The sequence below is a fragment of the Polycladidibacter hongkongensis genome, from assembly GCF_001561995.1.
GTDB classification, from domain to species: domain Bacteria; phylum Pseudomonadota; class Alphaproteobacteria; order Rhizobiales; family Stappiaceae; genus Pseudovibrio; species Pseudovibrio hongkongensis.
In genome coordinates, this window is sequence record NZ_LLWC01000022.1 from 341643 (window position 1) to 365666 (window position 24024).

General features: G+C 54.6%; 19 protein-coding genes and 1 riboswitch. Of the genes, 4 read left to right on the top strand and 15 right to left on the bottom strand.

Going from position 1 to position 24024, the window contains the following annotated elements; all coding sequences use genetic code 11:
- Nucleotides 1-13: 13 nt before the first annotated feature.
- From AYK82_RS09655 to AYK82_RS09665, 3 genes are all read right to left on the bottom strand, one after another.
- Nucleotides 14-784 carry an ABC transporter ATP-binding protein gene (locus tag AYK82_RS09655; RefSeq protein WP_068315656.1) on the bottom strand — a complete coding sequence of 257 codons (771 nt, stop codon included), beginning with the start codon at nt 782-784 and terminating at the stop codon, nt 14-16.
- A 47-nt stretch (nt 785-831) separates the two neighbouring features.
- Complete coding sequence (locus AYK82_RS09660; RefSeq protein ID WP_068314640.1) at nt 832-1971, bottom strand: ABC transporter permease; 1140 nt, start codon at nt 1969-1971, stop codon at nt 832-834.
- Nucleotides 1972-2119: 148 nt separating this feature from the next.
- A complete protein-coding gene (locus tag AYK82_RS09665) occupies nt 2120-3304 on the bottom strand; it encodes an MFS transporter (protein ID WP_068314644.1) in 1185 nt (394 codons plus the stop codon).
- A 252-nt stretch (nt 3305-3556) separates the two neighbouring features.
- On the opposite strand from AYK82_RS09665, the gene AYK82_RS09670 reads away from it, so the two are divergent.
- Nucleotides 3557-4735 carry a protein phosphatase CheZ gene (locus AYK82_RS09670; RefSeq protein ID WP_068314649.1) on the top strand — a complete coding sequence of 393 codons (1179 nt, stop codon included), beginning with the start codon at nt 3557-3559 and terminating at the stop codon, nt 4733-4735.
- Here the strand turns inward: AYK82_RS09670 and AYK82_RS09675 are convergent.
- The 7 genes from AYK82_RS09675 to AYK82_RS09705 all read right to left on the bottom strand — a co-directional run bounded on the left by AYK82_RS09675 (nt 4732) and on the right by AYK82_RS09705 (nt 12148).
- Nucleotides 4732-5736, bottom strand: a complete 1005-nt coding sequence (locus AYK82_RS09675; protein WP_068314651.1) for a threonine ammonia-lyase — start codon at nt 5734-5736, stop codon at nt 4732-4734. The genes AYK82_RS09670 and AYK82_RS09675 overlap by 4 nt on opposite strands.
- Nucleotides 5737-5796: 60 nt before the next feature.
- Nucleotides 5797-6900: a glycosyltransferase family 4 protein gene (locus tag AYK82_RS09680; RefSeq protein ID WP_082733845.1), complete on the bottom strand. Its 1104-nt coding sequence runs from the start codon at nt 6898-6900 to the stop codon at nt 5797-5799.
- The gene (locus AYK82_RS09685) at nt 6897-7709 is read right to left on the bottom strand and encodes a UDP-2,3-diacylglucosamine diphosphatase (protein ID WP_068315659.1); all 813 of its coding nucleotides are present in this window, start codon (nt 7707-7709) and stop codon (nt 6897-6899) included. The genes AYK82_RS09680 and AYK82_RS09685 overlap by 4 nt, the downstream gene beginning before the upstream one ends.
- Nucleotides 7710-7884: 175 nt before the next feature.
- A complete protein-coding gene (locus AYK82_RS09690; protein WP_208976452.1) occupies nt 7885-9171 on the bottom strand; it encodes an OmpP1/FadL family transporter in 1287 nt (428 codons plus the stop codon).
- Between the two features lie 167 nt (nt 9172-9338).
- The gene (locus AYK82_RS09695) at nt 9339-10472 is read right to left on the bottom strand and encodes a TRAP transporter substrate-binding protein (RefSeq protein ID WP_068314654.1); all 1134 of its coding nucleotides are present in this window, start codon (nt 10470-10472) and stop codon (nt 9339-9341) included.
- A gap of 34 nt (nt 10473-10506) precedes the next feature.
- Nucleotides 10507-11319: a bifunctional hydroxymethylpyrimidine kinase/phosphomethylpyrimidine kinase gene (thiD, locus tag AYK82_RS09700; protein WP_068314657.1), complete on the bottom strand. Its 813-nt coding sequence runs from the start codon at nt 11317-11319 to the stop codon at nt 10507-10509.
- An 82-nt stretch (nt 11320-11401) separates the two neighbouring features.
- A complete protein-coding gene (locus tag AYK82_RS09705; RefSeq protein WP_068314660.1) occupies nt 11402-12148 on the bottom strand; it encodes a hydroxyethylthiazole kinase in 747 nt (248 codons plus the stop codon).
- Nucleotides 12149-12185: 37 nt separating this feature from the next.
- Nucleotides 12186-12292: riboswitch (TPP riboswitch) on the bottom strand.
- A gap of 145 nt (nt 12293-12437) precedes the next feature.
- Between AYK82_RS09705 and AYK82_RS09710 the strand changes: the two genes are divergently transcribed.
- Nucleotides 12438-12674: an Lrp/AsnC ligand binding domain-containing protein gene (locus AYK82_RS09710; RefSeq protein ID WP_068314662.1), complete on the top strand. Its 237-nt coding sequence runs from the start codon at nt 12438-12440 to the stop codon at nt 12672-12674.
- 75 nt (nt 12675-12749) lie between these two features.
- Here AYK82_RS09710 and AYK82_RS09715 read toward each other — a convergent pair whose 3' ends face one another.
- Together AYK82_RS09715 and AYK82_RS09720 are read right to left on the bottom strand one after the other, a co-directional pair.
- Nucleotides 12750-13781 (bottom strand): DMT family transporter, encoded by a 1032-nt coding sequence (locus tag AYK82_RS09715; RefSeq protein ID WP_082733847.1) that lies wholly within the window; start codon nt 13779-13781, stop codon nt 12750-12752.
- A gap of 180 nt (nt 13782-13961) precedes the next feature.
- Nucleotides 13962-16271 carry a xanthine dehydrogenase family protein molybdopterin-binding subunit gene (locus AYK82_RS09720; protein ID WP_068314664.1) on the bottom strand — a complete coding sequence of 770 codons (2310 nt, stop codon included), beginning with the start codon at nt 16269-16271 and terminating at the stop codon, nt 13962-13964.
- A gap of 395 nt (nt 16272-16666) precedes the next feature.
- On the opposite strand from AYK82_RS09720, the gene AYK82_RS09725 reads away from it, so the two are divergent.
- On the top strand, nt 16667-17650 hold the full coding sequence (locus AYK82_RS09725; protein WP_068314666.1) for a DMT family transporter: 984 nt from the start codon (nt 16667-16669) through the stop codon (nt 17648-17650).
- Here the strand turns inward: AYK82_RS09725 and AYK82_RS09730 are convergent.
- The 3 genes from AYK82_RS09730 to ade all read right to left on the bottom strand — a co-directional run bounded on the left by AYK82_RS09730 (nt 17647) and on the right by ade (nt 21991).
- Complete coding sequence (locus AYK82_RS09730; RefSeq protein WP_068314668.1) at nt 17647-18318, bottom strand: nucleotidyltransferase family protein; 672 nt, start codon at nt 18316-18318, stop codon at nt 17647-17649. The two genes, AYK82_RS09725 and AYK82_RS09730, sit on opposite strands and share 4 nt — an antisense overlap.
- Before the next feature lie 43 nt (nt 18319-18361).
- The gene (locus AYK82_RS09735; protein WP_068314670.1) at nt 18362-20044 is read right to left on the bottom strand and encodes a long-chain-fatty-acid--CoA ligase; all 1683 of its coding nucleotides are present in this window, start codon (nt 20042-20044) and stop codon (nt 18362-18364) included.
- Between the two features lie 246 nt (nt 20045-20290).
- Nucleotides 20291-21991: an adenine deaminase gene (gene ade, locus AYK82_RS09740; RefSeq protein ID WP_082733882.1), complete on the bottom strand. Its 1701-nt coding sequence runs from the start codon at nt 21989-21991 to the stop codon at nt 20291-20293.
- Between the two features lie 415 nt (nt 21992-22406).
- On the opposite strand from ade, the gene zwf reads away from it, so the two are divergent.
- Complete coding sequence (gene zwf, locus AYK82_RS09745; RefSeq protein ID WP_068314674.1) at nt 22407-23882, top strand: glucose-6-phosphate dehydrogenase; 1476 nt, start codon at nt 22407-22409, stop codon at nt 23880-23882.
- Nucleotides 23883-24024 lie beyond the last annotated feature (142 nt).

A 24024-nucleotide genomic window follows, 5' to 3' on the forward strand; every position in this document is an offset into this window, starting at 1 on the left:
TGCTCTCCCAAGGTTAGCGCCGCAGCGCCCGTGTTCCGCAAAAATACTCCTGCACCCAAGGGTGCTGAAACTGCTTCATTTCTTCAAAACTGCCTGAAACAAGCACTTTCTTGTCTCCAAGCACAGCAATCCGGTCGCATATACTGGCAAGACTGTCCAGATCATGGGTCACCATATACACGGTAAGCCCCAGTGTCTCGCGCAGTTTTCCGATAAGCTCATCAAAAGCACCCGCTCCGATCGGGTCAAGCCCCGAAGTTGGCTCATCCAAAAACACAATCTGCGGCTCAAGCGCTAGCGAACGCGCCAACGCCGCCCGCTTGATCATGCCCCCGGATAACTCTGAGGGAAACTTATCCGCCGCTTCCCGCGGCAGCCCGACCATTTCAATTTTTAGCAGCGCCAATTCATCCATCAGCCGCTGCGGAAGTTGCAAGTATTCTCGCATCGGCACTTGCACATTCTGCCGAACAGTAAGTGAAGAGAACAACGCCCCTTGCTGGAACAAAACGCCCCAGCGTTGCTCCACTTGCCGCCGTTCCTTGGCGCTTAACTTGCCTTGTTCCCGTCCAAATACCTCGATCCGCCCGCTTTCACGCAGGTTTAGCCCAAGTATGGTGCGCATAAGCACAGTTTTACCCGTGCCCGATCCACCCACAAAGCCAAGGATTTCGCCTTTCATCACATCCAGCGTCAACCCATCCAGCACCAACTGCGAACCAAAACGCACACGAATATCCTGTGCTCGCAAAATCGGCGCGCCAACTGGGATTTGCGCTGCCAAATCAACAAAACTGTTCCTGCTTCCCGAAGCTTTTTCTCTTGTCACAACTACAGCCCCACCGAAGCAAAGAAGATTGCAAAAAAGCCATCAACCACAATGACCATGAATATGGCTTTTACCACTGATGACGTTGTCTGCTTGCCAAGAGATTCCGCGGAGCCCTCCACTTTCAAGCCCTCGATACAAGCGATCAAGCCGATAATCAGCGCCATAAACGGTGCTTTAATGATGCCGACAGTAAGCGTCTCCACATTCACAGCGCTTTGCAGCTGAATGATAAAGGAGCTTGGTACAATGCCAAGATAGGCCCAGCAGGTAAGAGCCGCCCCAAACAGCGCCGCCAGATCCGCAAGAAACACGAGGATCGGCATCGCCAGCATCAAAGCCACCAAGCGCGGCACCACCAGAACTTCGGTTATCCGCAGGCCGATCACATTAAGCGCATCCACCTCCTCACGCATCTTCATGGAACCAAGTTCTGCGGTAAACGCCGAGCCAGAGCGCCCCGCCACCATAATTGCTGTAAGAATGACGCCGATTTCACGCAGCACCAAAACACCCGCCAAATCGACAACAAAAATGTCCGCTCCGAATTGACTAAGATAAAAGCCACCTTGCTGGGCAATAATCGCACCAATGAGAAAGCTCATCAGCATCACAATAGGCACCGCGCCAATACAGCTGTTTTGAAATTGCACGGCAATGGAGATCGGCCGAAACCGCCGCGGGTGGGCAATGGCTGCCGCCAGCGTTTGCACGATAGAGCCGAGCATGGCCACCAAGGCCAAGGCATCTTCATAAACGGCAAGCGCGGCGCGCCCGGTTGCATCCAGCACCTTGAGAAACGGCGAAACCGCGGCCGGTTTGGCATAGGCTTCAGGATGATGACGCTCTACCTCTTTTAAAAGCTCCCGCGCCTCTGGAGAAAGATCACGGTAACGCAGCTCTCTGCCAGCGGCCTGAAGCTGTCGCTCCAAGCGCTTCAATAACCATGCACCGGAAACATCAATCACAGCGACTTCAGCAAGTGACAGCACCACCCTTCGCCCTGATAACGGCTTGATCATAGCCGCTAGCTCGCTCTCGCGCAGCTGTGCCTCGTCCAATGTCCAGCGCCCTTTAAGAACAAGCACCGCCTCATCGCCTGACACACCATCATCCCTACCAGATTGCGTATTCTGCGCCATATGCGAAAAGCCCTCTTGTTCCCCTGCCAGCCCACCACTTTTCTATACAGGAGAACCGCAAGAGGCGTCCACCGGCAACCCGAGTTGAGCCTAAGGAACGCCCTATTGAAAAGCGGGCCGGAAGTGCGTCCGTCCGGCCGTTGGTTCTTCAGGCTGTGGCAGAAATCTGCCGTTCAACGGTGCTCCGCGTCGCCAACAACAGTACAACACCAGCAAGCACAATAAGCGCCATAGAATAGAACGCATAGGCTGGGGACATTTCATAGAGCCACCCGCTAAGCACGCCCGTCAAACCGGTAAACAAACCGATATACGTCTGCGAAAGGCCCTGCGCCGTACCCAAACGGGCAGCGGAAATAGACTTGGACAAGTAGTTCATCAAGGCAATGAACACCATGCCAAAGTTAAAGGCATGCAGCAGTTGCAGCGCCAAAGCACTCCAGAAGCCGTCGGCAATGGGGAACAGCACCCAGCGCACCAACGCGCCTAAACTCCCTATAATGATAAGCTGAAACACGCCGAACCGCTTTATCAAGCGCTGCCCGACCAAAAACACACAGATCTCGGCAACAACACCGGCAGACCATAAAAGGCCAACTTGGCTATCGCTCAAGCCATTGGCCAACCAGAAGATCGAGCCAAATGAAAACAATGCGCCGAGGCTGCCAAGCACCAAACCAGTTGCCAGCAGCATAATGTGCAGACTTGCGGTTTTTAGCTCATTGCCATCCACGGTCCCCTGTTGCATTTCCCGCCTGTGTTCCGATGGCATCGGCGGCAATGCCAGCGCCATCCAAATCAGCAAACAAAACGCCGCCGCAATGAAATAGAGCAAATGAACCGAAGGGCCAAAACCAATGTACCAACCACCGAACATGGTCGCGATAATGAAGAACCCGGACCCAACGGCGCGTGGCTTACCGTAATCAATCCCGCAATTATTAACCGCCTCAAAAGCATAGGCATCGGACAGCGGCTGCAAAGGCGCAAGAAAGAAAGAGAAAACTAGAACAATGCCAAAAACAACCGCGTAAGTATCCGTTTGCGACAACGCTACCAGACTTAGAACGCAAAACAACGCATATAGCGCGATCGAACGCCGCCGCCGCCCGCTCTTGTCAGACAAAGAAGTAAGCAGTGGTGTTGAAACAACCTTCACCAGATTAGGCAAAGAGGCCAGAACCGCAATCTGAACCGGGGTAAATTGCAACCCTTCCAAATAGACTGGAAAGTAAGGCAGAAACAGGCCAATGCCAAAAATGAAGGTTGAGAACAGCGCACTGATTCCCAACGACATCCGCACAGGGCTGTGGGCATGAAGCAAAACACTCATGTTTTTTCACATTCAATAAGAAGTAGGAACTGAAAAGGCCACCAGCACTTGCGCGAGGGGGAAACCAGAGACCAATCCTAGGGTTTGTAAGCGAAAGTGCCCGCATTTGATGTGTCGGGCGAAACAGAACACAGCGATATTACGCAGACTTATCCCAGTTTTATTTCACTTTTAAGTACTGGATGCACCGTAAATTCGTGATAAGTATATTTTCATCAAATCACGGTTGCAAGTGCATTAGCGGGGCAATTAATGAAAAACAACGCTAAGGAAGCCGCCCTTACGGAAACAGAGTTTAATGCTCTTGAAGCGGCGCTAAGCGAGACAGAGCGCGGCCGTGCTTTCCTTAGCGAGTATATCAGCCGCAACCAAGCCAAAGATACCAAGGCATTGCTTGAGGCTGTATCTCGCCTTGAAGCCTCGTTGGATGGAAAAGAGCTCCCATCCGAACTGGATACCTTCCGCCTCTACATCTATGAAATGCATGAAGCTATTGAGCGCACCAAATCCGAGATCGCAAAGGTAAAACTTTCCTCTGAAGAGGCGGGGAGCTTTGCAACGGCCTCCAATGAACTGGATGCAATCGTCTCTTCGACGGAATCCGCCACACAAACAATTCTCGAAGCCTCTGAAGAAATTCAAGAGGCGGCGTGGAACCTGCGGGATAGCGGCGCCAGCCCTGCTCTATGTGAAGCGATCGACGCCAAAGCAACCGATATTCTTATGGCCTGCTCGTTTCAGGACCTTACAGGTCAGCGCATTCAGAAGGTCGTCAATGCACTTTGCTATCTGGAAGAACGCATCAATCGCATGATTGGCATCTGGTCGATCTCGCCCGATGCATTTGTTGCAGGTGCAACAGAAAATGCTGCAAGGATAGAGGAGAAGGAAGACCTCCCCCGCGACACTCGCCCGGACGCACACCTTCTAAATGGGCCGCAGATGGAAGGGGAAGGGGTCAACCAGTCTGACATTGATGCCCTATTCGACAATGATGATGACAGCTTTATCATTGAAGACGATCTCATTCTCGAACCAGCAAAAGTGGCCCCGGCAGAGGCGGAGGAAGCTCTAACCGAACCTCAAGCGCAGGAGCCGGAAGCCAAACCTGCTGTTCCAGACACTATCAAGACAGAGGCAAGCGCAGAAGAGACGGCGTCCGAGCCGGAAGTTGGCATAGCCGACACTGGTTCTGAGGAAGCTGTGCTCGACGCACCGCGCTCAACCTCAAAACAGCCTGCTCAGTTAGGCGCAATTTCCCAGCCGGATCCAGCGCCACAACCTGAACCGGACGAGCAAGCCGATGCGAGCGCCGAAGAAGACGAAGAGGAGGAGCGCCCTTCCTCTGGCCGAACCTTCAAGCAAATTGCCAAAAACAGCGACCCGCTCGAAGAGCTCTCCACAGGAGAGCGCCTCGCTCTCTTTTCCTAAGCGATTGGCGGCAGGCTTAATGCCTTCGCCATCACATCCGCATCCACATTGCCGCCAGACAGCACAACAGCCACACTGCGCATTTCAGCCGGCAAGCGATCAAACAGCACAGCCGCCAGCGCCACAGCACCGCCCGGCTCTACCACCAGTTTTAACTCGGTGAATGCAAAAGCTACCGCCCGCAAAGCCTCTTCATCGCTAACAACCACACTGGCAACCCGGCGGTCTTTCAAGATGTCAAAGCTGATTTTTCCCGGTGTCGGCGTCAGCACCGCATCGCAAACCGAGCCACCAAAGCGCTTGTTTGCAACCCTCTCACCTTTTGCCAAAGAGCGGGCGTAGTCATCAAACCCTTCCGGTTCGCACGTCACCAGTACGGTGTTTGCAAAGCCATGCTCGACACCGATCGCCACTCCGCTGCTAAGTCCGCCGCCCCCTGTGCAACACAGCACCGCATCGGGCACAACACCCTGCGCGCGCATCTGCGTTACCATTTCCAAACCGGCAGTCCCCTGCCCCGCAACAATGCCGGTATCTTCATAGGGATGAACCAAAGTCGCACCGCGCTTGGCGCACAAGTCCTTGGCGATCTGGTCACGGTCCTGTTGATCCCGATCATACAGAACCACTTCCGCTCCGAGCGCTTTCGTGCGTTCAATCTTTGTCGCAGGCGCATCCTGCGGCATAACAATTGTCGCCTGCATCCCCAAAAGCCCGGCCGCCGCCGCGACACCTTGCGCGTGGTTACCCGAAGAGCATGCGACAACCCCCGCGCTACGTTCACCTTCTGGGATTAGCTGTAAACGATTGTAAGCGCCGCGAAACTTAAAGGATCCGGTTCGCTGCAGGGTTTCGGGCTTCAAAAACACACGCCTTCCGCTAATTCGGTCCAACACCTCACTACATAGCAACGGTGTCACGCGCGCCTCTGGGCGAATGCGCTGTTCAGCCTCCACAATATCTTGATAGCTAACGTGTTCCTGCTCTTTGTTATCCGCCATATGTGCACTTCCCTCTTGTAGAGGGTCGCGACGATAAACAGCTTCTAATAGAGATGCAAATTATTCTAAAGCACCCTGCCGCAACTCAGCTTCGCTGGCGATGGGGCCCAAACTAGGGGCACTTAGTCGCTTTTCAGCCGCAGGCCCGTATACGCGCTCATGCGCCAATTGTGCGTTACCCAAGAACTGCTGCGCACACGCCTGCCAGCTGAACCTGAGCGCAACCTTGCGGCAATGATCCCGATCTATCTTCAACGCTGCCAAACAAGCTCGGCGCAAGTCAGTATCCAACACCCCTGCTCCGCTATCTCCAATAACATCGATAGGCCCCATTACTGGATAAGCCGCAACCGGCGTGCCACTGGAAATCGCCTCTAGCAACACATTACCAAATGTATCTGTCAGGCTTGGGAAAACAAAAACATCGGCGCTGGCATAGTAATGTGCCAACTCGTCCCCTTGCTTGGGGCCGGTAAATTCCACATCAGGATAAGCTGCGCGAAGCGTCTCCAGTTGCGGTCCAGCACCCACCACAACCTTTTGCCCTGGCAAGTCCAGCTGCAAAAACGCCTCGATATTCTTCTCAACGGCAACCCTGCCAACATAAAGAAACACCGGCTCTGCTACTCCCGCAGGAAACACACTGTGATCCATTGGGCGAAACAGGTGATGATCAACCCCGCGAGACCACCGCATCAAATTTTCGAATCCACGCGCACGCAAATCATCTTCCAAAGTTTGCGTCGCCACCATGCAACCCTGCCCGGCATTATGAAACCGTCGCAGCCACGCATAGGACCACTCAAGTGGGATTGGCACGCGCGCCCTCAGGTATTCGGGAAAACGAGTATGATAACTGGTGGTAAAGGCTACCCCCTGTTTGATCGCAACCCGGCGCGCCAAAACCCCAAGTGGTCCCTCTGTGGCGATATGCAGATGGTCACACCTTGCCTCGGACATAGCTTGGGCGACTTGCTTTGCTCGCGTCAAGCTTAAGCGAATTTCACTATAAGAAGGCATGGGCACATTGTAGTAGCGGTCAGGTGTCAGCATCTCTACCCGCACACCGATCGCTTCCAGCTCTTCCTTCAGGCGCTCCAAAGAGCGCACCACACCATTGATTTGCGGGCGCCAAGCATCACTTACAATCAGCAGAGAACTCATGCCACGGCTTCTTCCTCATGCAGCTTGGATTCGGGAGCAGGCAAAGCGGCAGGAGCCGCTGTACGCGTCCATTTGATAACTTCAAACGTCCCCTCAAAGGTTTCGCCAACAGCGGTGCAGCTCTCAACCCAATCGCCGGTATTGATGTAGTGCAGTCCGAAATCACTGTGATTTGCCGCGTGGTGGATATGACCACAAATCACCCCGTCAACATTCTGTCGGCGCGCTTCCCCCACCAAAGTCTCTTCAAAATTACCAATAAAATTGACAGCGTTCTTCACCTTCAGCTTCGCCCATGCTGAAAGCGACCAATAGGTGAGGCCAAGCTTGCGACGGCAGAAATTCACCAGCGTATTGAGATTAAGCGCGCTCACATATGCCCAGTCACCTAGCAGCGCAAGCCACTTGGCATGCCGCACCACCACATCAAACTGATCGCCATGGATCACGAGATATTTTTTTCCAGACGCACTTTCATGAATGGTTTGATCGACAATTTCCACCCCGCCCATTTGCGTGCCCAAGTAGCCACGCAAAAACTCGTCATGATTGCCGGGTATATAGACAACACGGGCGCCTTTACGCGCTTTGCGCATCAGCTTTTGCACAACGTCATTATGCGCCTGCGGCCAAAACCAAGAGCGACGCAACCGCCAGCCATCGACAATATCACCGACTAGATAAACCGTTTCCGCATCGTGGTTCTTTAGAAAATCAAGCAGAAACTCCGCTTTGCACCCACGAGTTCCTAGGTGGATGTCAGAGAGGAACAGACTACGGTATTTCTTTACTTGCGGATCCGCGGACACAACCAATCCTCCGGTTCAATGTTTCGGCAGCATAAACACGATTCACAAGAAACAATTGTGACAAGCTATCCTCCACAAAGAAATCTCCCAGATCTATTGGAGGCTTGCTCAAGCAAGTCAGAGGGGAAAGCACATTAAAGCTTTCCCCTGTCTTCATAAATTCAGAAAAAACCACTTAAAACACCACCCGCATCGCAGCAGATAGAATATCTACGCTTGCATCAACATCTCCCCTTAAAGAGATCCCGTTGTAATCATGGTGCTGCGGATTATAATCGATTTTCGCGCTTTCCGGGAAGATATGCGTATAGCCCAAGTCAAAAGAGAGCCAGTCTGTATATGTGTAGCTTAAGCCTGCACTCAACCACAAGCGATCGCTATCGGGTAACCGCGCGGTCCGCACCTCCTCGTCAATCGGCGACCACTCGTAGGCGATGCCCGCCCGTCCCGTCCACTGCGCGTTAAAATCGTATTCGCCGCCGAGTGCTAAGTAGTAGCCATCATCGTAAAAGAACTCCAAGCCGGAAATTTGTCGCCCCAGATCATTATAAATGGCAAAGTGATTAAACCGACCCCAGTGTGTGTATTCAAACGTCCCCATCACCCTAGCGCGATCTTCCATAAACGCATGTTTGAAAGAAACATTCACGCTCTCGGGCAACAACACTTCCGCATTGATCCGCGTTTCCGAACTCCCCACAATCAGATAACCGTCAAGGCTCTGGTTCACTGGAGACCGGTATCCAAAGCCGATCTGCGTGCCTTCCATTGGCTCATAGAGCAGGCCAAACGTGGCCCCGATGCCCAAATTCTGATCCTCGCCGCGCAGCTCGATTCCCGGCGCATCAACAGAGGTTGTCCGCGCCCGCTTCAGTCGCACTTGAAAATACTGCATCTGTAAACCAACGCCGAGTGACAAGCTGTCACTCAGCTTAAAAGCCACATTGGGTGTCACATTAAACGACAGCGCCTCGGAAGAACGAGCATAAGTCTGCCCGCTCCAAAGGGTGTTTGGTTTGGTCGACAGCCCGAACGGCGCATTCATGCTTAGCCCCAGATAGACCTGATCATTAAATTGATAACTGCCATAGGAACCCGGCACCCATGCGGCAATGCCAATATCGCCTGCATCACCTGTCGCCGCCCCCGGCACGGATGTCAGCGGCGTGTTGCTGCTATCTACCACCGCGCTTTCAACATCAATGTCGGAACGCGGAACAATGACAGAGTTGATGACTTCGCTCTTCATCCCTTTATGCGCTGTCAGCGTCGCCGGGTTCCAGAACATCGTAGAGATGCTATCGCTTGCTGTACTATACCCTGCAAACGAAGTGCCCTGATAATAACTCGATTGCTCGCGGATGGCGAAGCCACCGGCAAACACCGCCCCTGTACCCAACATCAATACGGCCACGCCCGCCCCCACACGCACCGCCTGCCTTGTCATAGAATAGTGATGCATTCCGCCCTCCTGCATCCACCTCACATCTGCTAAGTGTTCAGGTGACTAAACATTTCGGCAAGTCTTGATATGCAGGTGGGTAATTTTGCGCGCTTACAGCTTATCGCAAATAAAAAGGCAGCGCCGCAGCACTGCCTTGATAACGCTGTATCTAGTAGGTGCAGTCTTTAGGGCATCAATGCCCGCGCCCCGAGGTTTTGCGCAAGGGACATATCACTCCAGCCGCTGGAAAGCGTCCGCGCCTTCTCGTAGGAGGCAAACACCTTCGCGCTCATGGCATCACTCTTTGCATACTCTGCCATCACCTCCGCCGCAGCCACAGCATAAGCCTCCTGTACCGAGACAGGGAATGGCGCAATATGTAAGCCATCAGTCTCCTGCAATTTGGCAAGCGCGGTCGCGTTGAATTGGTTTGCTTCTGCAAGGGCCCTATCAGCCTCCATCCGGCACGCCGCCGCAACAACTGCCCGAAGATCTTCCGGCAAAGCCGACAACGCTTTTTTGTTAATCAACGCCTCGCCTGTGCCATTAGGCTTGTTTACACCCGGGCCATAGTAGTGGGAGCCGATCCGCTGAAAGCCCAAAGCACTATCCGTCCACGGCCCCAAGAACTCGACCGCATCAACAACACCGGATTGGAAACCGGCATAAAGTTCGGATGATGGCAGGGAAATGGCTTGCGCGCCCAAGCGGCGCAGCACCTCACCACCCATACCAACAGCACGGATTTTCACGCCCTTGAGATCAGCAGGAGAGGCAATCTCCTTGCGAAACCAACCGCCCATGGTTGGGCCGGTATTGCCCGCCATATAGGGCTGAACACCAAACGGAGCATAAAGTTCCTCCCACAGCTGTTGTCCGCCACCTTGTTCGATCCATGCCACATGCTCGTGCGGCAACAGGCCAAACGGTACGGTGCAAAAGAAGGCCGCCGCTGGCATCTTCCCTTGCCAATAGAGCGAGGCAGAGTGTCCCATCTGCGCGGTGCCGCTACTAACCGCATCCAGCACCTCAAACGCTGGCACAATCTCTCCCGCAGCAAACAACTGTACTGTTAAACGGCCCCCACTCATTGTCGTGATCGCTTCGGCGATACGCCGCGCGCTTACCCCCGGCCCCGGCAAATCCTTCGGCCAACTTGTCACCATCTTCCAAGTGATGCTTTCACCCCGTGCGTCATTGGCCAGCGCAGGAGAGGCAAGCCCAACACCGGCACTGGATGCCAGCGCAGCGCCACCAATTCCGCGCAACGCCTGTCGCCGACTAATCACGGCTTGCTTCTCTGCTTTTTTCTCGCTCATTCCTAAATTCCGTCCAGTTTTCAAAAACAACAACCTAGTTGGTCACATGTGGCCACAACTCGTAGAAGTGGTTGACAGGGCCACTCCCACTACCAACCTGAAGATCATCAGCCTGCGAAATCGCGTTGAAAATGTAGGTCTTTGCGTTGCCAACAGCCTCGCCCAAGTCTGCACCCTTGGCGATTTCAGCGGCAATCGCTGCCGACAAGGTGCAACCCGTTCCGTGTGTATTGCGTGTTGTCACGCGCGGTGAGGAGAACCACGCCTCCCGCTGCGTACACATCAGCAAGTCGGCGCTTTCTTCTTCCTCAAAGTGCCCACCTTTAAGCAAAACCGCTTTCGCCCCAAGTTTTAGCAGCCCCGCTGCTTGCGCTTGCATCTCGGCCCGGCTGCCGGCCAGCCCTTTCCCGAGCAAAAACGCCGCCTCTTGCAGATTAGGTGTAATCAGGGTTGCTTTGGGGAACATCAGCTCTTTCATTGCGCTCACCGCAGATTTCTCTAGCAGCACATCCCCCGACGTCGCTACCATCACCGGATCAACCACCAATGGGACAGTTGGACAACTGGACAAGCCGTCACTCACCGCACCGATAACCTCCGTATTAGCGAGCATACCGGTTTTCACAGCACCGACGGTCAAATCGCCAAATACGCTACGCATCTGCGAAAGCACAAACGCACCGCTCACCCCGTAAATACCTTGAACACCAAGGGTATTTTGTGCCGTCAGCGCTGTGATCACGCTGGCCCCGTAAACCCCGCGAGCACTAAACGCCTTCAAATCAGCCTGAATACCCGCACCGCCGCCACTATCGGATCCGGCGATCGTTACTGCTATTGCAGCCATAAGCTATTCCTCTTCAACTCTGCTGGTCTGTCCGCGAAACTCGTGCGGCCCTTTCCAGCGCAGTAAAACCATCGCGGGTACATCACCCGGAAATCGAAATCTTGGAAAAGTCAGTCTCTGCATAAAGTGCATCAAGAAACGCCGGGGCAAAACTTCCAGGCCCTTGCGAATGCGCCGCTGCATGGCTCCCCGCTAGGCTATAGCGAGCCACACCTGTCACAGCTGCATCGACCAGAGACACATCGGCGCCACATCCACCAAGATAGACGGCCAGATAGGCGGTGAGAGCACAACCCATTGCCGTCACGCGGTCCATAAGTTCACTGCCGCCGCCAACACGTAGAACGCGGTCCTCAAAGTAAACATGATCTTCAGCGCCTGACACAACCAAGATCCCGCGCCCGCCTCGATAATAACTCTCCAACTCACCCTTAAGCGCTTCAAATTCACTTGCATTGCAGCGCACCAAGGCCGGGTCCTGCGCCAGCAGCGCCCGCGCATAGTCCAGCCGCTCAGGCGAGCGGTCCACTTTCACCGGGTCGAGCAGCCATGGCAAACCGGCAGCACCTGCCAAAGGCACCGCCTTATTGATAACAGCAACCCGGCTATCTTCCAGCATGCCCAAGTTGACAAGCAACGCATCGGCGCTGTTCACAAATGCCGAGATCTCTGCAAGGTTGCAAGTCATTGACGGCGTGCCACCAGCCGCCAGCACCACATTGGCGCTCAAGCTCTGCGCAACCGGATTGGTAAGAGCATGCACAAAAGGTCGCGCCGCACGCACGTTTTGCGTAATTTTCTGGAAATCTATTGAATTCTGCCCGCTCAATGGGCCCTCCCTGCACATAACCGGCAAGGAACTAGCGTCATGCATTGATCCAATTCCCTCCGCCGGTATCAACCGGATCAGGTTCCAGGAGTTGGCCCCACGCCTCTCAGCCTGCGCGATTGGCAGGCACCCCCATTGGTAGCCGTTACAGCTAGCAAACCTGCACACCAGATGCAAGGCTTGTCAAACCTATACAAACACGGCAAGACAACAACAGACAGAAATTTGATTCATCATTTGCCGCAAATTTTGCGCCAACATGCAGCCAGCACGGCATCAGGAGAAGGCCATGACACCATTTTTTATTATGATCAAATGCCAGCTTGGACGTACCTATGATGTGGCAAACGCACTGGCCAACGCCGAAGTCGCCTCTGAAATCTACTCAACTTCGGGAGACCATGATCTACTGGTCAAAGTCTACGTGGAGAAAGATCAAGACATCGGCCATTTCGTCGCAAAACAAATCCATTGCATCGATGGCATTCAGGACACCAACACCATTATCACCTTCAAGGCGTTTTAATCGCTCATAAGGGGACACAAAATAAGGCCGGATACTCTCTTGGCATCCGGCCTTTTCGTTTGAACTACAGCATATTTACACTTTAAAGGGAGTAGAGGCCCGCCCTTGGCGCCCGCGGTCATAGCCAAGTCGCTTCTCGCGGAAGATCACAAATATACCGGCACCAATAACAATCGCGGTGCCAATCAACACCTCGCCGCTCGGCACCTCGTCAAACAGCAAGAAGCCGAAAAGCAACGCCCAAAGCATATTCACATAATCAAAGGGCGCAATCGTCGAGGCATCTGCATAACGGTAGCTTTGCGTAAGCAGGATCTGGCCAACCCCGCCAGAAATACCAAGCACCAACAGAATAAGCGCATCTCTCCAATCCGGCACAACCCACGCCATTTCTGGGATTACTAGCCCCAGTGGCAACGTGAGCAAAGTCAACAGCGCAGAAAACACCGTAAACCACAGTACCACTGTCGTTGCCCGCTCGGTCACGCAGAGCTGACGAACGGTTATCATCGCACAGGCACTTAAAAATGCTGCACCAACAGCTGCTAATACTCCAAGTGAAGAACCGGCACTCTGTCCCAGATGCGGCCACATGGTGATCAGCACACCGGTAAAGCCGAGCACCACCGCACTCCAGCGATAAGCACGCACCTTTTCTCCCAGCAACAGCGCCGCCAACGCCACCACAATTAACGGTGAGGCAAAACCAATCGCGGTCACATCTGGCAGCGACATCAATTCATAGGCGGTAAAGACACAAATCATCGCGCTCACACCAATCGCAGCGCGCAGCAAGTGGCCAAGAGGTCGCTGCGTGCGCGCCATATCGACGATATTGCCGCCCGTCAGTAGCATGGCAAAAATCGGCAGCATGGCAAACAGGTTACGCGAGAATACCACTTGGCCGGTAGGCACCTCCTCGCCAACCAGCTTAATGCAGGCAGCCATAACAAAAAACATCAAGGTAGCGGCTATCTTACAGCCGATCCCCAGCAGCGGGTTGGCCTCCTGCCGGTGCTCGTGCACTTTCGGCTTGGAAGCATCTCCTGCCACACTCTCTTGCTGCGTGTCCGCGCTTTGCGGCACGCCTTTCTTCTTGGTACGCATCTTGAGCAAGGTCCAAATCTGGAAATAGGCAGGGTATGTCTAAGGTAAGACCGGTCAAGAGCAACGCCCTTGGGTATCTACACCTGTGGTTTTACTATGCGCCTATCACGCAAGGACAGCAAGCGCCGATACGGAATTACCTCTGCACCAATTCGCAAGCTTCCCTTGAGCTCTTGACAATTACTGCCCACCTCCAGCTGCCTGCAATGCTTGCCAAACGCGGTGCGGTGTCGCTGGCATATCAATATGGCGCACACCGCCATTATCGCGTAGCGCCATCGTCAAGGCATTCATCACCGCAGCGCAGGCCCCGATGGTGCCAGCCTCACCAGCGCCTTTAATGCCCATTGCATTCGTCGTACTTGGTACATTGCGCGTCTGAAAATTAAAGGCAGGCATGTTATCGGCCCGTGGCAAATGATAATCCAGCAAGGAGGCTGTCAGAAGTTGCCCATCCTCATCGTAAACTGTCTGCTCATAAAGCGCTTGCGCCACTGCTTGCCCCGCACCGCCATGCACCTGCCCCTCTAGAAGCAAAGGGTTCACGCTCACGCCGAAATCATCAACAATAACAAAGTTCACGATTTCCGTAACACCAGTTTGCGGGTCAACCTCCAGCTCACAAATATGCGTGCCGTTTGGATAGGTGCATTCATCCTGTTGCACCTCGTCAAGTCCGCTGAGAACATCCGGTGCCGCCGCCGCGACATCGGCCAGTGAGAGCTGCAAATGCGTCCCCACAACCTGCACATTGCCCTCAACAAGCTCCAGATCCGCAGCATCTGCCTCCAGCTTTTCCGAGGCCACTTCTTTAATCTTCTGCGCCAGAATGCAGCTCGCCCCGCGCACAGATGTGACACCAAGCGGAATACTGCGTGAACCGCCTGTACCACCGCCCTTGCGCACCCGATCCGTATCACCTTGCACCAGCACCACATCATCAACGCTCAAGCCCAGCAGCTCGGCAACCACTTGCCCATACGCAGTCGCATGCCCCTGCCCGTTGGATTGTGTGCCAATGTAAAGGGTAACGCGGCCATCATTCCCCAGCTCGACCTTAGCTTCCTCACTGCCGGGAAAGGCGCAGGCCTCCACATAAGAACTAATACCGATACCACGATACCTGCCCGCGCGCCTGCTTTCCTCTGCCCGCGCAGCGAAGCCCGCATAGTCCACCTCTGCCAATGCCTTATCCATATGCCCGGCAAAATCACCAGTGTCATACATGCGGCCAGTGGCAGTGGTATAAGGCAGCGCTTCAGTCTTGATAAAGTTCGCCCGGCGCAGTTCGGCGGGATCCACCTGCAACTCATGCGCGGCATGTTCCATAAACCGCTCAATCAGATAGGCAGCCTCTGGCCGCCCCGCCCCGCGATAGGCATCCACGGGAACAGTGTGGCTATAAACGCCGATTACCTTGGCAAACAATCTTGGAATATCATAGAGCCCGCTGGTCATCGATGTGCCAACATGCGGAATAAATGGCCCGTACTGATGCAGGTATGCGCCCATATTGGCGGTCACCTCCACATCAAGCGCCACAATACGGTTTGCCTCGTCAAAGCCAGCTGTGATTTTGCTAACATTGTCGCGCCCATGCGCATCTGTCACAAAGTGGTCCATCCGCTCGCCGCTCCAGCGCACCGGCGCGCCCAACGCCTTGGCAGCAAGCAAAACCAGCGGATATTCGCGGTAACAGAACATTTTCGTTCCAAACCCGCCACCCACATCAGGGGTGATCACGCGCAGTTTCTCAGCTTCAATACCAAGAATATCCTCGGCAATAATATCACGCAGCCCGTGCCCGCCCTGCGTTCCAGCCGTGAGCGTGAACCGATCACTCTCGGCATCATAAGCGCCGATACAAGCTCGCGTTTCCATGTAGTTTGAAATCACGCGGTTGTTGACCAGTTCTAGCGAGACGGTCTTGGCCGCGCCTGCCATAGCCGCGGCTGTGCCTTCCGCATCGCCCTGCCCCAGCTCAAACGCGACATTGCTGCCATACTCTGGCCAGACCAACGGCGCATCATCTTGCAGCACCGCGCGCGTGCCCAGCGCCACCGGCATGTCATCATAATCCAGCTCGATCATCTCGGCAGCGTTTTTCGCCTGCTCCAGAGTATCAGCCACCACAAAAGCATAGGCATCACCAACATGGCGCAACGTATCCGAACAGAGCACCTCGCGAGGCGGCACCGCATGTTTGCTGCCGTCAATCTGTTTCAACACCGCCTTGCAAGGCATGCTGTTGGTGGCCGCAATATCTGCAGCCGTCCATACCAGATGCACCCCCTCGCTTGCCCGCGCATCATCCAACCCTTCAAGCGTAAAGCGCGCATGCGCCACCGGCGAGCGCAGCATATACGCCACTTTGGCGCCCTCAGCTTGCACATCAGTTGTATAGGTGCCGCTGCCGCGCAAAAATCGGTCATCTTCCTGCCGTAAAACCGAGGCTCCAACGCCGAATTTTGGTGTCGCAATTTTATTCACGCCGCTTGCCTCCCAACAAACAATAGAACTCAGGCCCCAGCGCGCCGCTGATATTTAAGGCCTACGGACTATACCTAACCCCAAATGATTGTAAACCGCTGCAAGCCCGCAGAAACGCCTTTCAATTTATTCAAAAAGCGTCTCGTCGTGAATTAATTTGGTACCGCTATAAAGACCATCCAGTCACGTTTCACTAAGAGGACCCTTGTTTGGACATAGCAGCGCACGCCTGCCAAACGATCCAAGCCAGATTGACCTATCAATCCGCGCTGTTATAACCAGCCGTAGCCTTCCCTCGCTAGCGGCGAACCGACCCCGCCAAACCTCATAGCGCCGCCAACACCCGTGCAAACTGCCAGCACGTCGCCGAATTCGCTCTTGGAAAGGAGCCTCCCGTGTCAGATAGCTCTGCCTCGCCCAAGCCCTGCAGACCAGACAAAAACACCAGCCGCCTCCGCCGCCTTTTGTTCTGGCAGCACCTTTCCGGCAATACTCTGGGCATCATGTGGGCGCTTGTGGCCACATTTCTGTTTTCCTGCATGGGGATGGTGATTAAACTGCTCGGCGAGAGCTTGCACGTCACCCAAATTCTGGCTGTGCGCCAGGGCTTTATGCTGCTTGTCTCCCTGCCTGTCGTTATCAAGCTGTTCCCCGCCTCGCTCACAACCAAAGCTCCCCTGCTGCATCTGGCGCGCACCGCGCTTGCCTCTTGCACCATGTATCTGGGCTTTGAAGCAGTCATCCACCTGCCCTTGGCAGATAGCACCGTCATTGGCTTTGCCCGCACCTTCTTCCTGACAGTCTTTGCCATTGTGTTGCTGCATGAGAAAGTCGGTCTCCACCGCTGGAGCGCCACCATCCTCGGCTTTCTCGGGGTTATGCTCATTGTCGGCGCAACCACCGACGCGGGCTTGAGCATTTATGGGTTGATGGCGCTGACAGCGGCGGCAATGGCAGCCCTTGTCGGCATCATCCTGCGCAGAGTGACACAGGTTGATCTTCCCATCACTATTTTGGTGTTTCAAGCAGGCTCCGTCGGCCTCGTCATGCTGCCCTTCGCCATCTACAATTGGCAGCCGATATCCCTTTACAACGCCGGACTGCTCATCGCTCTTGGAGCCCTTAGCTGGTCGGCGCAAATGTGCAACATCCAAGCCATGAAGAATGCAGAAGCCACCGCCATCGCGCCGCTGGATTACACACGTCTTGTCTATGCAGCCGTTATATCAGTGATCGTCTTCGGCGTCTGGCCAGCCCAAAGCACCTACCTTGGTGCCGCACTGATTGTCGCCGCTTCGCTGTACACCATCCACCGAGAGGCCGTTCTTGGCCGGAAAATCGCAGCGCAAGCAAAAGCCAATGGGCCTGCTGGCACTTAAGGGAGCGGTACGCCAACCTCCTGCACTTGCGCCACTGGCCAAGGCTCCACGGTAAGCAGCGGCCAGCGCTTGCGCATGCGCTCGCCTTTTTCGGCATAGGTGCCACTGTTATCTAGAAGCAGATTTGGCACCAAACGCATGGCGTAGATATTGGCAAGCCCATAGGGCGCGACAATTTCGATCTCTTCGTTTTGGCAAAGGCGCGCCGCCACACTGTGCGTTCTACTTGCGTAATAGTTGAGCGATTCCACCGCGCAGCCCAGCTTAGGATATGTCGAACCAAAACGATCCGGATACCACAGATGCACCCGCGCCTGATTCCGCGTCTCAACTGGCACTTTTAAGTCAACTGTTGCAGCCTCGATCTGGCGGATGATCACATCTTCCGCTTCCCAGCTGCAATCCGTATCATCGAAATAGATAAGATCGTAGTCTTTCAGCCCGTGCCCATGTGGCAGCCCACTCAGTGCATTCCAGATATTCTGGTAGATCGCCCCGGACACCAGCCAACTGTCCGGCACCTGCAATTCGCGCAGCACGCGTAGCAGTCCGAACGTAACAGGATTTCTCTTCAATAAATTTGCGGTTAGCAAGGCCAGTTCATTCTCGCTGGCCTTGCTGTAAAAAGGGTCGCCAAAAGCTGGCAAGGAACATTGCTTATCAAACATGAGTGTTACCTTGCCACCTATTCAGCAAAAGCTGCAAGCCTTATCATGCATTGGCTTTCGCAAGCGCCTTCTCCCGTTCTTCTTCAACCAGCTCTTTCTTGGAAAGCTTGCCCACCATTGTTTTGGGTAGTTCATCGCGAAACTCGATGGATTTCGGCATCTCGATTTTGGAAATATGCCCTGCAAGAAACGTTTTCAGTTCCTCTTCGCTCACCTCATGCCCCTCGCGCAGCTTCACAAACGCTTTAGGCGCTTGTCCGCGATAAGCATCCTCAATCGCAATGACAATCGCTTCCTGCACTCCATCGTGCTGATAAAGCGCTTCTTCAATCACCCGTGGATAGACGTTGTAGCCCGAGGAAATGATCAGATCCTTGATCCGGTCCACCAGATAGATAAACCCGTCTTTATCCCGGTAGCCAACATCACCGGTATGCAGGATCTTGCCATCTTCCAGAGTTTTTTCAGTTTCCTCGGGGCGTTGCCAATACCCTTTCATCACCTGCGGCGCGACAACGCAAAGCTCGCCCTTCTCTCCGTCTGCAACATCCTTGCTCGGGTCATCCAGATCGCGGAATACCACTTTCGTTCCCGGCAAAGGCACACCGATGGAACCATCTTTCCCGCTGCCATCTAACGGGTTCGCACAGGCAATAGGCGACGTTTCGGTAAGCCCGTACCCTTCAACCAATGTACACCCGGTCAGCTTCTCAAAGGTTTGCTTCACCTCCACCGGCAGCGGCGCGCCGCCAGAAATACAAAGGCGTATCGAAGACAGATCAAAGCTCTTTGTCTCCGGCGCATTGTTAATGGCTGTGTAAAGCGTAGGTACACCGGCAAACAAGGTCGGCTTGGTGCGCTTCACCGCATCCAGCAGCATCTTGATTTCAAACCGTGGCATCAACACCATTTCCGCAGCCAGCATAACCGAAAGGTTCTGCACAACAGTCATGGCAAACACATGGAAGAACGGCAACACACACAGCATGCGCTCTTCACCCATGGTTGTATCGTAGAACAGCTCGTGCATCTGCTGCATATTTGCCGAGATGTTGGCATGGGTCAGCATCGCACCTTTAGGAACGCCGGTCGTGCCACCAGTATACTGCAGCACCGCAATATCTTCTTGCGGATCAATGCTCACTTGTGGCAGCACGCCAGTGCTTGCCAGCAAATCATCCATCAACACATGGGTGTGGTCCGCCTTGACCTTGGCCAGCTCCTTGCCCTTGAACAAACCGAATAGCAATCGCTTGGGCTGCGGCAGGATACTCGTAAACGGGCAGACAATCACTTTATCGATTGCCCCTTCCCGGCGCACCGCCTCGACCTTGTCGTAAATAAGTTTCAAGTCCAAGGTTATCATCAAACGAACGCCCGCATCACGTGCTTGGAACGCAATCTCACGTTCCACATAAAGCGGGTTAAAGTTCACCACCACAGCGCCAAGGCGCAGGATCGCGAAGTAAAACACTGGATAAAACGGCGTATTGGGTAAGCAGATCCCCACCCGGTCACCCTTTTTCACGCCAAGATTGGCAAGGCCCAGCGCAGCTTTTTCTACCTTCGCGCCCAGCTCGCCATAGGTCATCTTCTTGCCCATAAAATCGGTGGCAAGATTGCTGCTATACGCACGCGCGGTCACTTCCAGATAATCGTAGAGAGGCTTTGGCGTGAAATCCGCCACCCACTGCTCGACTGCTTTTGGCTCTATAGACTGCTGCATTGTTCCTCCCTGATGCCGCGGCGTGTTGGCCCTATCTTCTCCCAAAAGAAAAGGCGCTTTACGGCGAGTATGGGGCATTTCCGCGCCCCTTTGTGAAAATAGTCTGCGAACTTGACGATAACGTCAACCTCACCAAATTACACCCATAGTCCAAACATGTGCCCAGTGGTTGCCGACTTTTTTCTATAGTTAAACGATAAACTAAGCCCTAGCCCCTGCGGCAGTAACCACGCTGCAAACGCACCGCTAGCCTTGAGGAACCATGGCAAACCTATCCACATCAAATAAGCCCTTATCCGTAATCTTCAAATGTGGAATAACCGGCAAGGGCAAAAACGCCACTTGCAGGAACGGCTCGGGCAATGTGCAGCCCAGCCCAATTGCTGCCGCGCGCAGAGCCTCTAGCCGCATTTTCACCACCTCAAATGGTTGATCACTCATCAATCCAGCTATCGGCAGAGCCAGTTCCGCCAACACGTTCGGCCCGTCAGCCACAACAAATCCACCACCCAAGCTGTTCAGTCGGTTCACCGCCCGCGCCATGGCCACCTCATCCGCCCCGACAACGCAGATATTATGGCTGTCATGGCCAACGGATGAGGCAATCGCCCCTCGTTCCAACCCAAATCCTCGCACAAAACCGCAAGCCACATTGCCATTCTTGCCATGGCGTTCCACCACAGCCACCTTGAGCAAATCGCGCGCGACATCGACCGTGGCCACCCCGTTTTCGCTATGCAGCTCATAACGTTCGTGATGTGTGATAATAAGCCCCGCCTCAACTCCGATTACCGACTGCTCACCGCGCGCATGCACTGTGAAATCATCCGGAACCACGTCCTTCGCGTGGCAACTGTCCAGCAAATGCCCAAAGGCGACCTGAGGTCTGCTGGCAAAATGACCATCCTCAACAAGTAAACCACCGCAAACAACCCGCCCCACATCGCAGGTGTGCAAGTCAGCAAGCAGCGCAATGTCGGCTCGGTATCCCGGCGCGAGCAACCCGCGATCTTTCAACCCAAACGCCTGCGCTGCCGACCAGCTCGCCGCCCGGTACACATCCACCGGACGCAGCCCTTTGGCCAACAGGCGCCGGATCATACTGTCTAAATGCCCTTCCTCGGCAATATCAAGCGGATTACGGTCATCAGTGCAAAGCGAAACAAAGCTGGAAAACTCCGGTGTTACCAATCCGGCCAGCGCCTCAAGATCCTTTGAGACCGACCCCTCGCGAATGAACAGCCGCATGCCCTTTCGCAGCTTTTCCAGCCCCTCTTCATAGGTCGTAGCCTCGTGATCAGTGGTTATGCCCGCGCTCAAGTATCCATTCAGCGCCAATCCCCGCAACAACGGCGCATGCCCGTCAATATGCCCCTCGGCAAATGCCTCCAGCTTGGCCATCACAACCGGATCACAGGCCAGCACCCCAGGGAAATTCATCATTTCCGCCAGCCCAATCACTTTTTCATCGTCCATGAACGGCGCCAACTGCGCCATATCCAGCCGCGCCCCTGCCGTTTCAAACGCGGTAGCCGGAACACATGAGGATAGATTAACCCGCAAATCCATCAGGGTTGCACGCGCAGCCTCTAGGAAATAGGCAATGCCCGGCGCGCCAACCACATTGGCAATCTCGTGCGGATCACAGATCGCCGTTGTCACCCCATGCGGCAACACACAGCGGTCGAACTCCAGCGGCGTCACCAATGATGATTCCACATGCAAATGGCTGTCGATAAAACCCGGCACCGCGTAAAGGCCGGTGCAATCTACCTCGCGGTTGCCTTCATACGTGCCGTAACAACCAACAATTGTTTCACCGCAAATGGCAATGTCGCTGAGCTCAAGCGAGCCATCCACCACATTAAACAGCTCCACACTCTTTAAAACCAGATCAGCAGGCTCCTGCCCCTGCCCCTGTCGGATCCGCCGCGCTAATTCAGACATGCTCACCTCCTCCGCCATAACACCGGCAGCCATTAGCGGCACCAAAGATAAATAAAAAATAGAGTTTCCATTAGAACCCAGAAGCCCACAGGAGCGCAAGCAACAAGGATCCGAAAAATCCCTTAGAATGGCCCTGAATATTTTTCCCGATTATGAATTTTTCTACACACCGCCCATATGTTTCAGGCATGGGCACAAGAATAAGGCTCGAAACTGGAAAAACTCTGACGCAACACTTGCATTTTGCTCAAACCCCAACAATAAGGTGTCAGCTTCATTTAAAAAAGCACAGGGGCTTCTTTGCACCGCCATGAAAGCTTAACCATCGCGCTTCATTGTGGGATGAAAGCTGGCGCGCACTGCCAACTCATGTTCCCCCCGGGCATGAGGCTCCACTAGCTTAAGAGGAATATGCATGTCCGCACGTCCAGAACCGACCGAGTGTTTTGATCTGGTTGTCTTTGGTGGGACCGGCGACTTGGCGCATCGCAAACTGCTGCCAGCGCTTTATCACCGCGAACTGGGCGGGCTGATTCCCGAACACGCACGCATTATCGCGGTCTCGCGTCGCCCTTTGAGTGACGCTGACTACCGCGCATGGGCTCAGGAGAAGATCCTCGCCCATGTCACCGATGCTTGCCACAAAGTGCTCTCCCGTTTTCTCCAGCGCCTGCATTACATCTCTGTAAATGTCTCTGAAGACACCGGCTGGCAAAGCCTAGAGCAAATCCTGAAGGGCCGCGAAGATGTCTGCCGCGCCTTTTACCTTTCGGTCTCGCCAGATTTCTTTGGCCCGATTTGTCAGGCGCTTGGGACCCACAATCTGATTACGCCAAAGTCCCGTGTCACCATCGAAAAGCCGATCGGCAAATCCGGCAGCACGGCAGCTCATGTGAACGAAACCATCGGCTCGGTATTCAAAGAAGAGCAAATCTTCCGCATCGATCACTATTTGGGCAAGGAGACGGTGCAGAACCTAATGGCGCTTCGCTTTGCAAATGTTTTGTTCGAACCGCTTTGGAACTCCTCCTACATAGACCACATTCAGATAACTGCCGCCGAAACGTTGGGCGTTGAAAGCCGCGCTGGCTACTACGACACCGCAGGCGCCCTTCGCGATATGGTCCAGAACCATCTTCTGCAGCTGCTTTGCCTCGTGGCAATGGAGCCACCGGAATCCATGGCTGCCGACAGCGTGCGCGATGAAAAGCTAAAGGTGCTCAAAGCGCTTAAGCCGATGGACCCGCCCTCTGTCATGCGCAACACCGTACGCGGGCAATATCGCGCCGGCGCATCCTCCGATGGCGGCGCTGTCTCCGGTTATCTTGAAGATGTCCAGCTGCAAGCCTCGCAAACCGAAACCTTTGTGGCCGCCAAAGCAGAGATTGCCAACTGGCGTTGGGCGGGCGTACCATTTTACCTGCGCACCGGGAAGCGTCTCGCCGAACGCATTTCCGAGATCGTCATCCAGTTCCGCGAGCTGCCACACTCGATCTTTAAAGAAAGCGCTGGTCGCATCGCTGCCAACAAACTGGTTATCCGCCTGCAGCCGGATGAAGGCGTGAAAATGCAGGTAATGATTAAAGACCCCGGCCCGGGCGGTATGCGCCTGCGCGAGGTGCCCCTCGACATGACCTTCGCCGAAGCCTTTCAGGTGCGCCATGCCGACGCCTACGAGCGCCTGCTCGGCGATATGCTGCGCGGCAACCAGACCCTGTTCATGCGCCGCGACGAGGTTGAAGCTGCTTGGGCGTGGATCGACCCGATCCTTGAGCAATGGGCTAAGGATCGCACCCCGCCCAAAGGCTACACCGCAGGCACATGGGGCCCATCCGCCGCCATCGCGCTTATCGAGCGCGAGGGCCGCACGTGGCATGAAGACACACTCTAGCAACAGCGCTAGGTAACTCTCCGCCTTGCAGATGCTACTTACATCTGGCAATCTTCAAGGCCGAAACCTCACCCCGGCGCCCACCCCCGAACATCCGGCGCCATTCGCAAAGCAACCAACCAAACTGGCCCAAGCCAGTTGC

What these genes read in the sequence shown, in the direction of transcription:
- AYK82_RS09690 (WP_208976452.1), bottom strand. Translation starts at nt 9,171, where the DNA reads ATGCATCACTATTCTATGACAAGGCAGGCGGTGCGTGTGGGGGCGGGC.
- AYK82_RS09670 (WP_068314649.1), top strand. Translation starts at nt 3,557, where the DNA reads ATGAAAAACAACGCTAAGGAAGCCGCCCTTACGGAAACAGAGTTTAAT.
- zwf (WP_068314674.1), top strand. Translation starts at nt 22,407, where the DNA reads ATGTCCGCACGTCCAGAACCGACCGAGTGTTTTGATCTGGTTGTCTTT.
- AYK82_RS09695 (WP_068314654.1), bottom strand. Translation starts at nt 10,472, where the DNA reads ATGAGCGAGAAAAAAGCAGAGAAGCAAGCCGTGATTAGTCGGCGACAG.
- AYK82_RS09710 (WP_068314662.1), top strand. Translation starts at nt 12,438, where the DNA reads ATGACACCATTTTTTATTATGATCAAATGCCAGCTTGGACGTACCTAT.
- thiD (WP_068314657.1), bottom strand. Translation starts at nt 11,319, where the DNA reads ATGGCTGCAATAGCAGTAACGATCGCCGGATCCGATAGTGGCGGCGGT.
- AYK82_RS09735 (WP_068314670.1), bottom strand. Translation starts at nt 20,044, where the DNA reads ATGCAGCAGTCTATAGAGCCAAAAGCAGTCGAGCAGTGGGTGGCGGAT.
- AYK82_RS09660 (WP_068314640.1), bottom strand. Translation starts at nt 1,971, where the DNA reads ATGGCGCAGAATACGCAATCTGGTAGGGATGATGGTGTGTCAGGCGAT.
- AYK82_RS09675 (WP_068314651.1), bottom strand. Translation starts at nt 5,736, where the DNA reads ATGGCGGATAACAAAGAGCAGGAACACGTTAGCTATCAAGATATTGTG.
- AYK82_RS09730 (WP_068314668.1), bottom strand. Translation starts at nt 18,318, where the DNA reads ATGTTTGATAAGCAATGTTCCTTGCCAGCTTTTGGCGACCCTTTTTAC.
- AYK82_RS09715 (WP_082733847.1), bottom strand. Translation starts at nt 13,781, where the DNA reads ATGCGTACCAAGAAGAAAGGCGTGCCGCAAAGCGCGGACACGCAGCAA.
- AYK82_RS09680 (WP_082733845.1), bottom strand. Translation starts at nt 6,900, where the DNA reads ATGAGTTCTCTGCTGATTGTAAGTGATGCTTGGCGCCCGCAAATCAAT.
- ade (WP_082733882.1), bottom strand. Translation starts at nt 21,991, where the DNA reads ATGTCTGAATTAGCGCGGCGGATCCGACAGGGGCAGGGGCAGGAGCCT.
- AYK82_RS09665 (WP_068314644.1), bottom strand. Translation starts at nt 3,304, where the DNA reads ATGAGTGTTTTGCTTCATGCCCACAGCCCTGTGCGGATGTCGTTGGGA.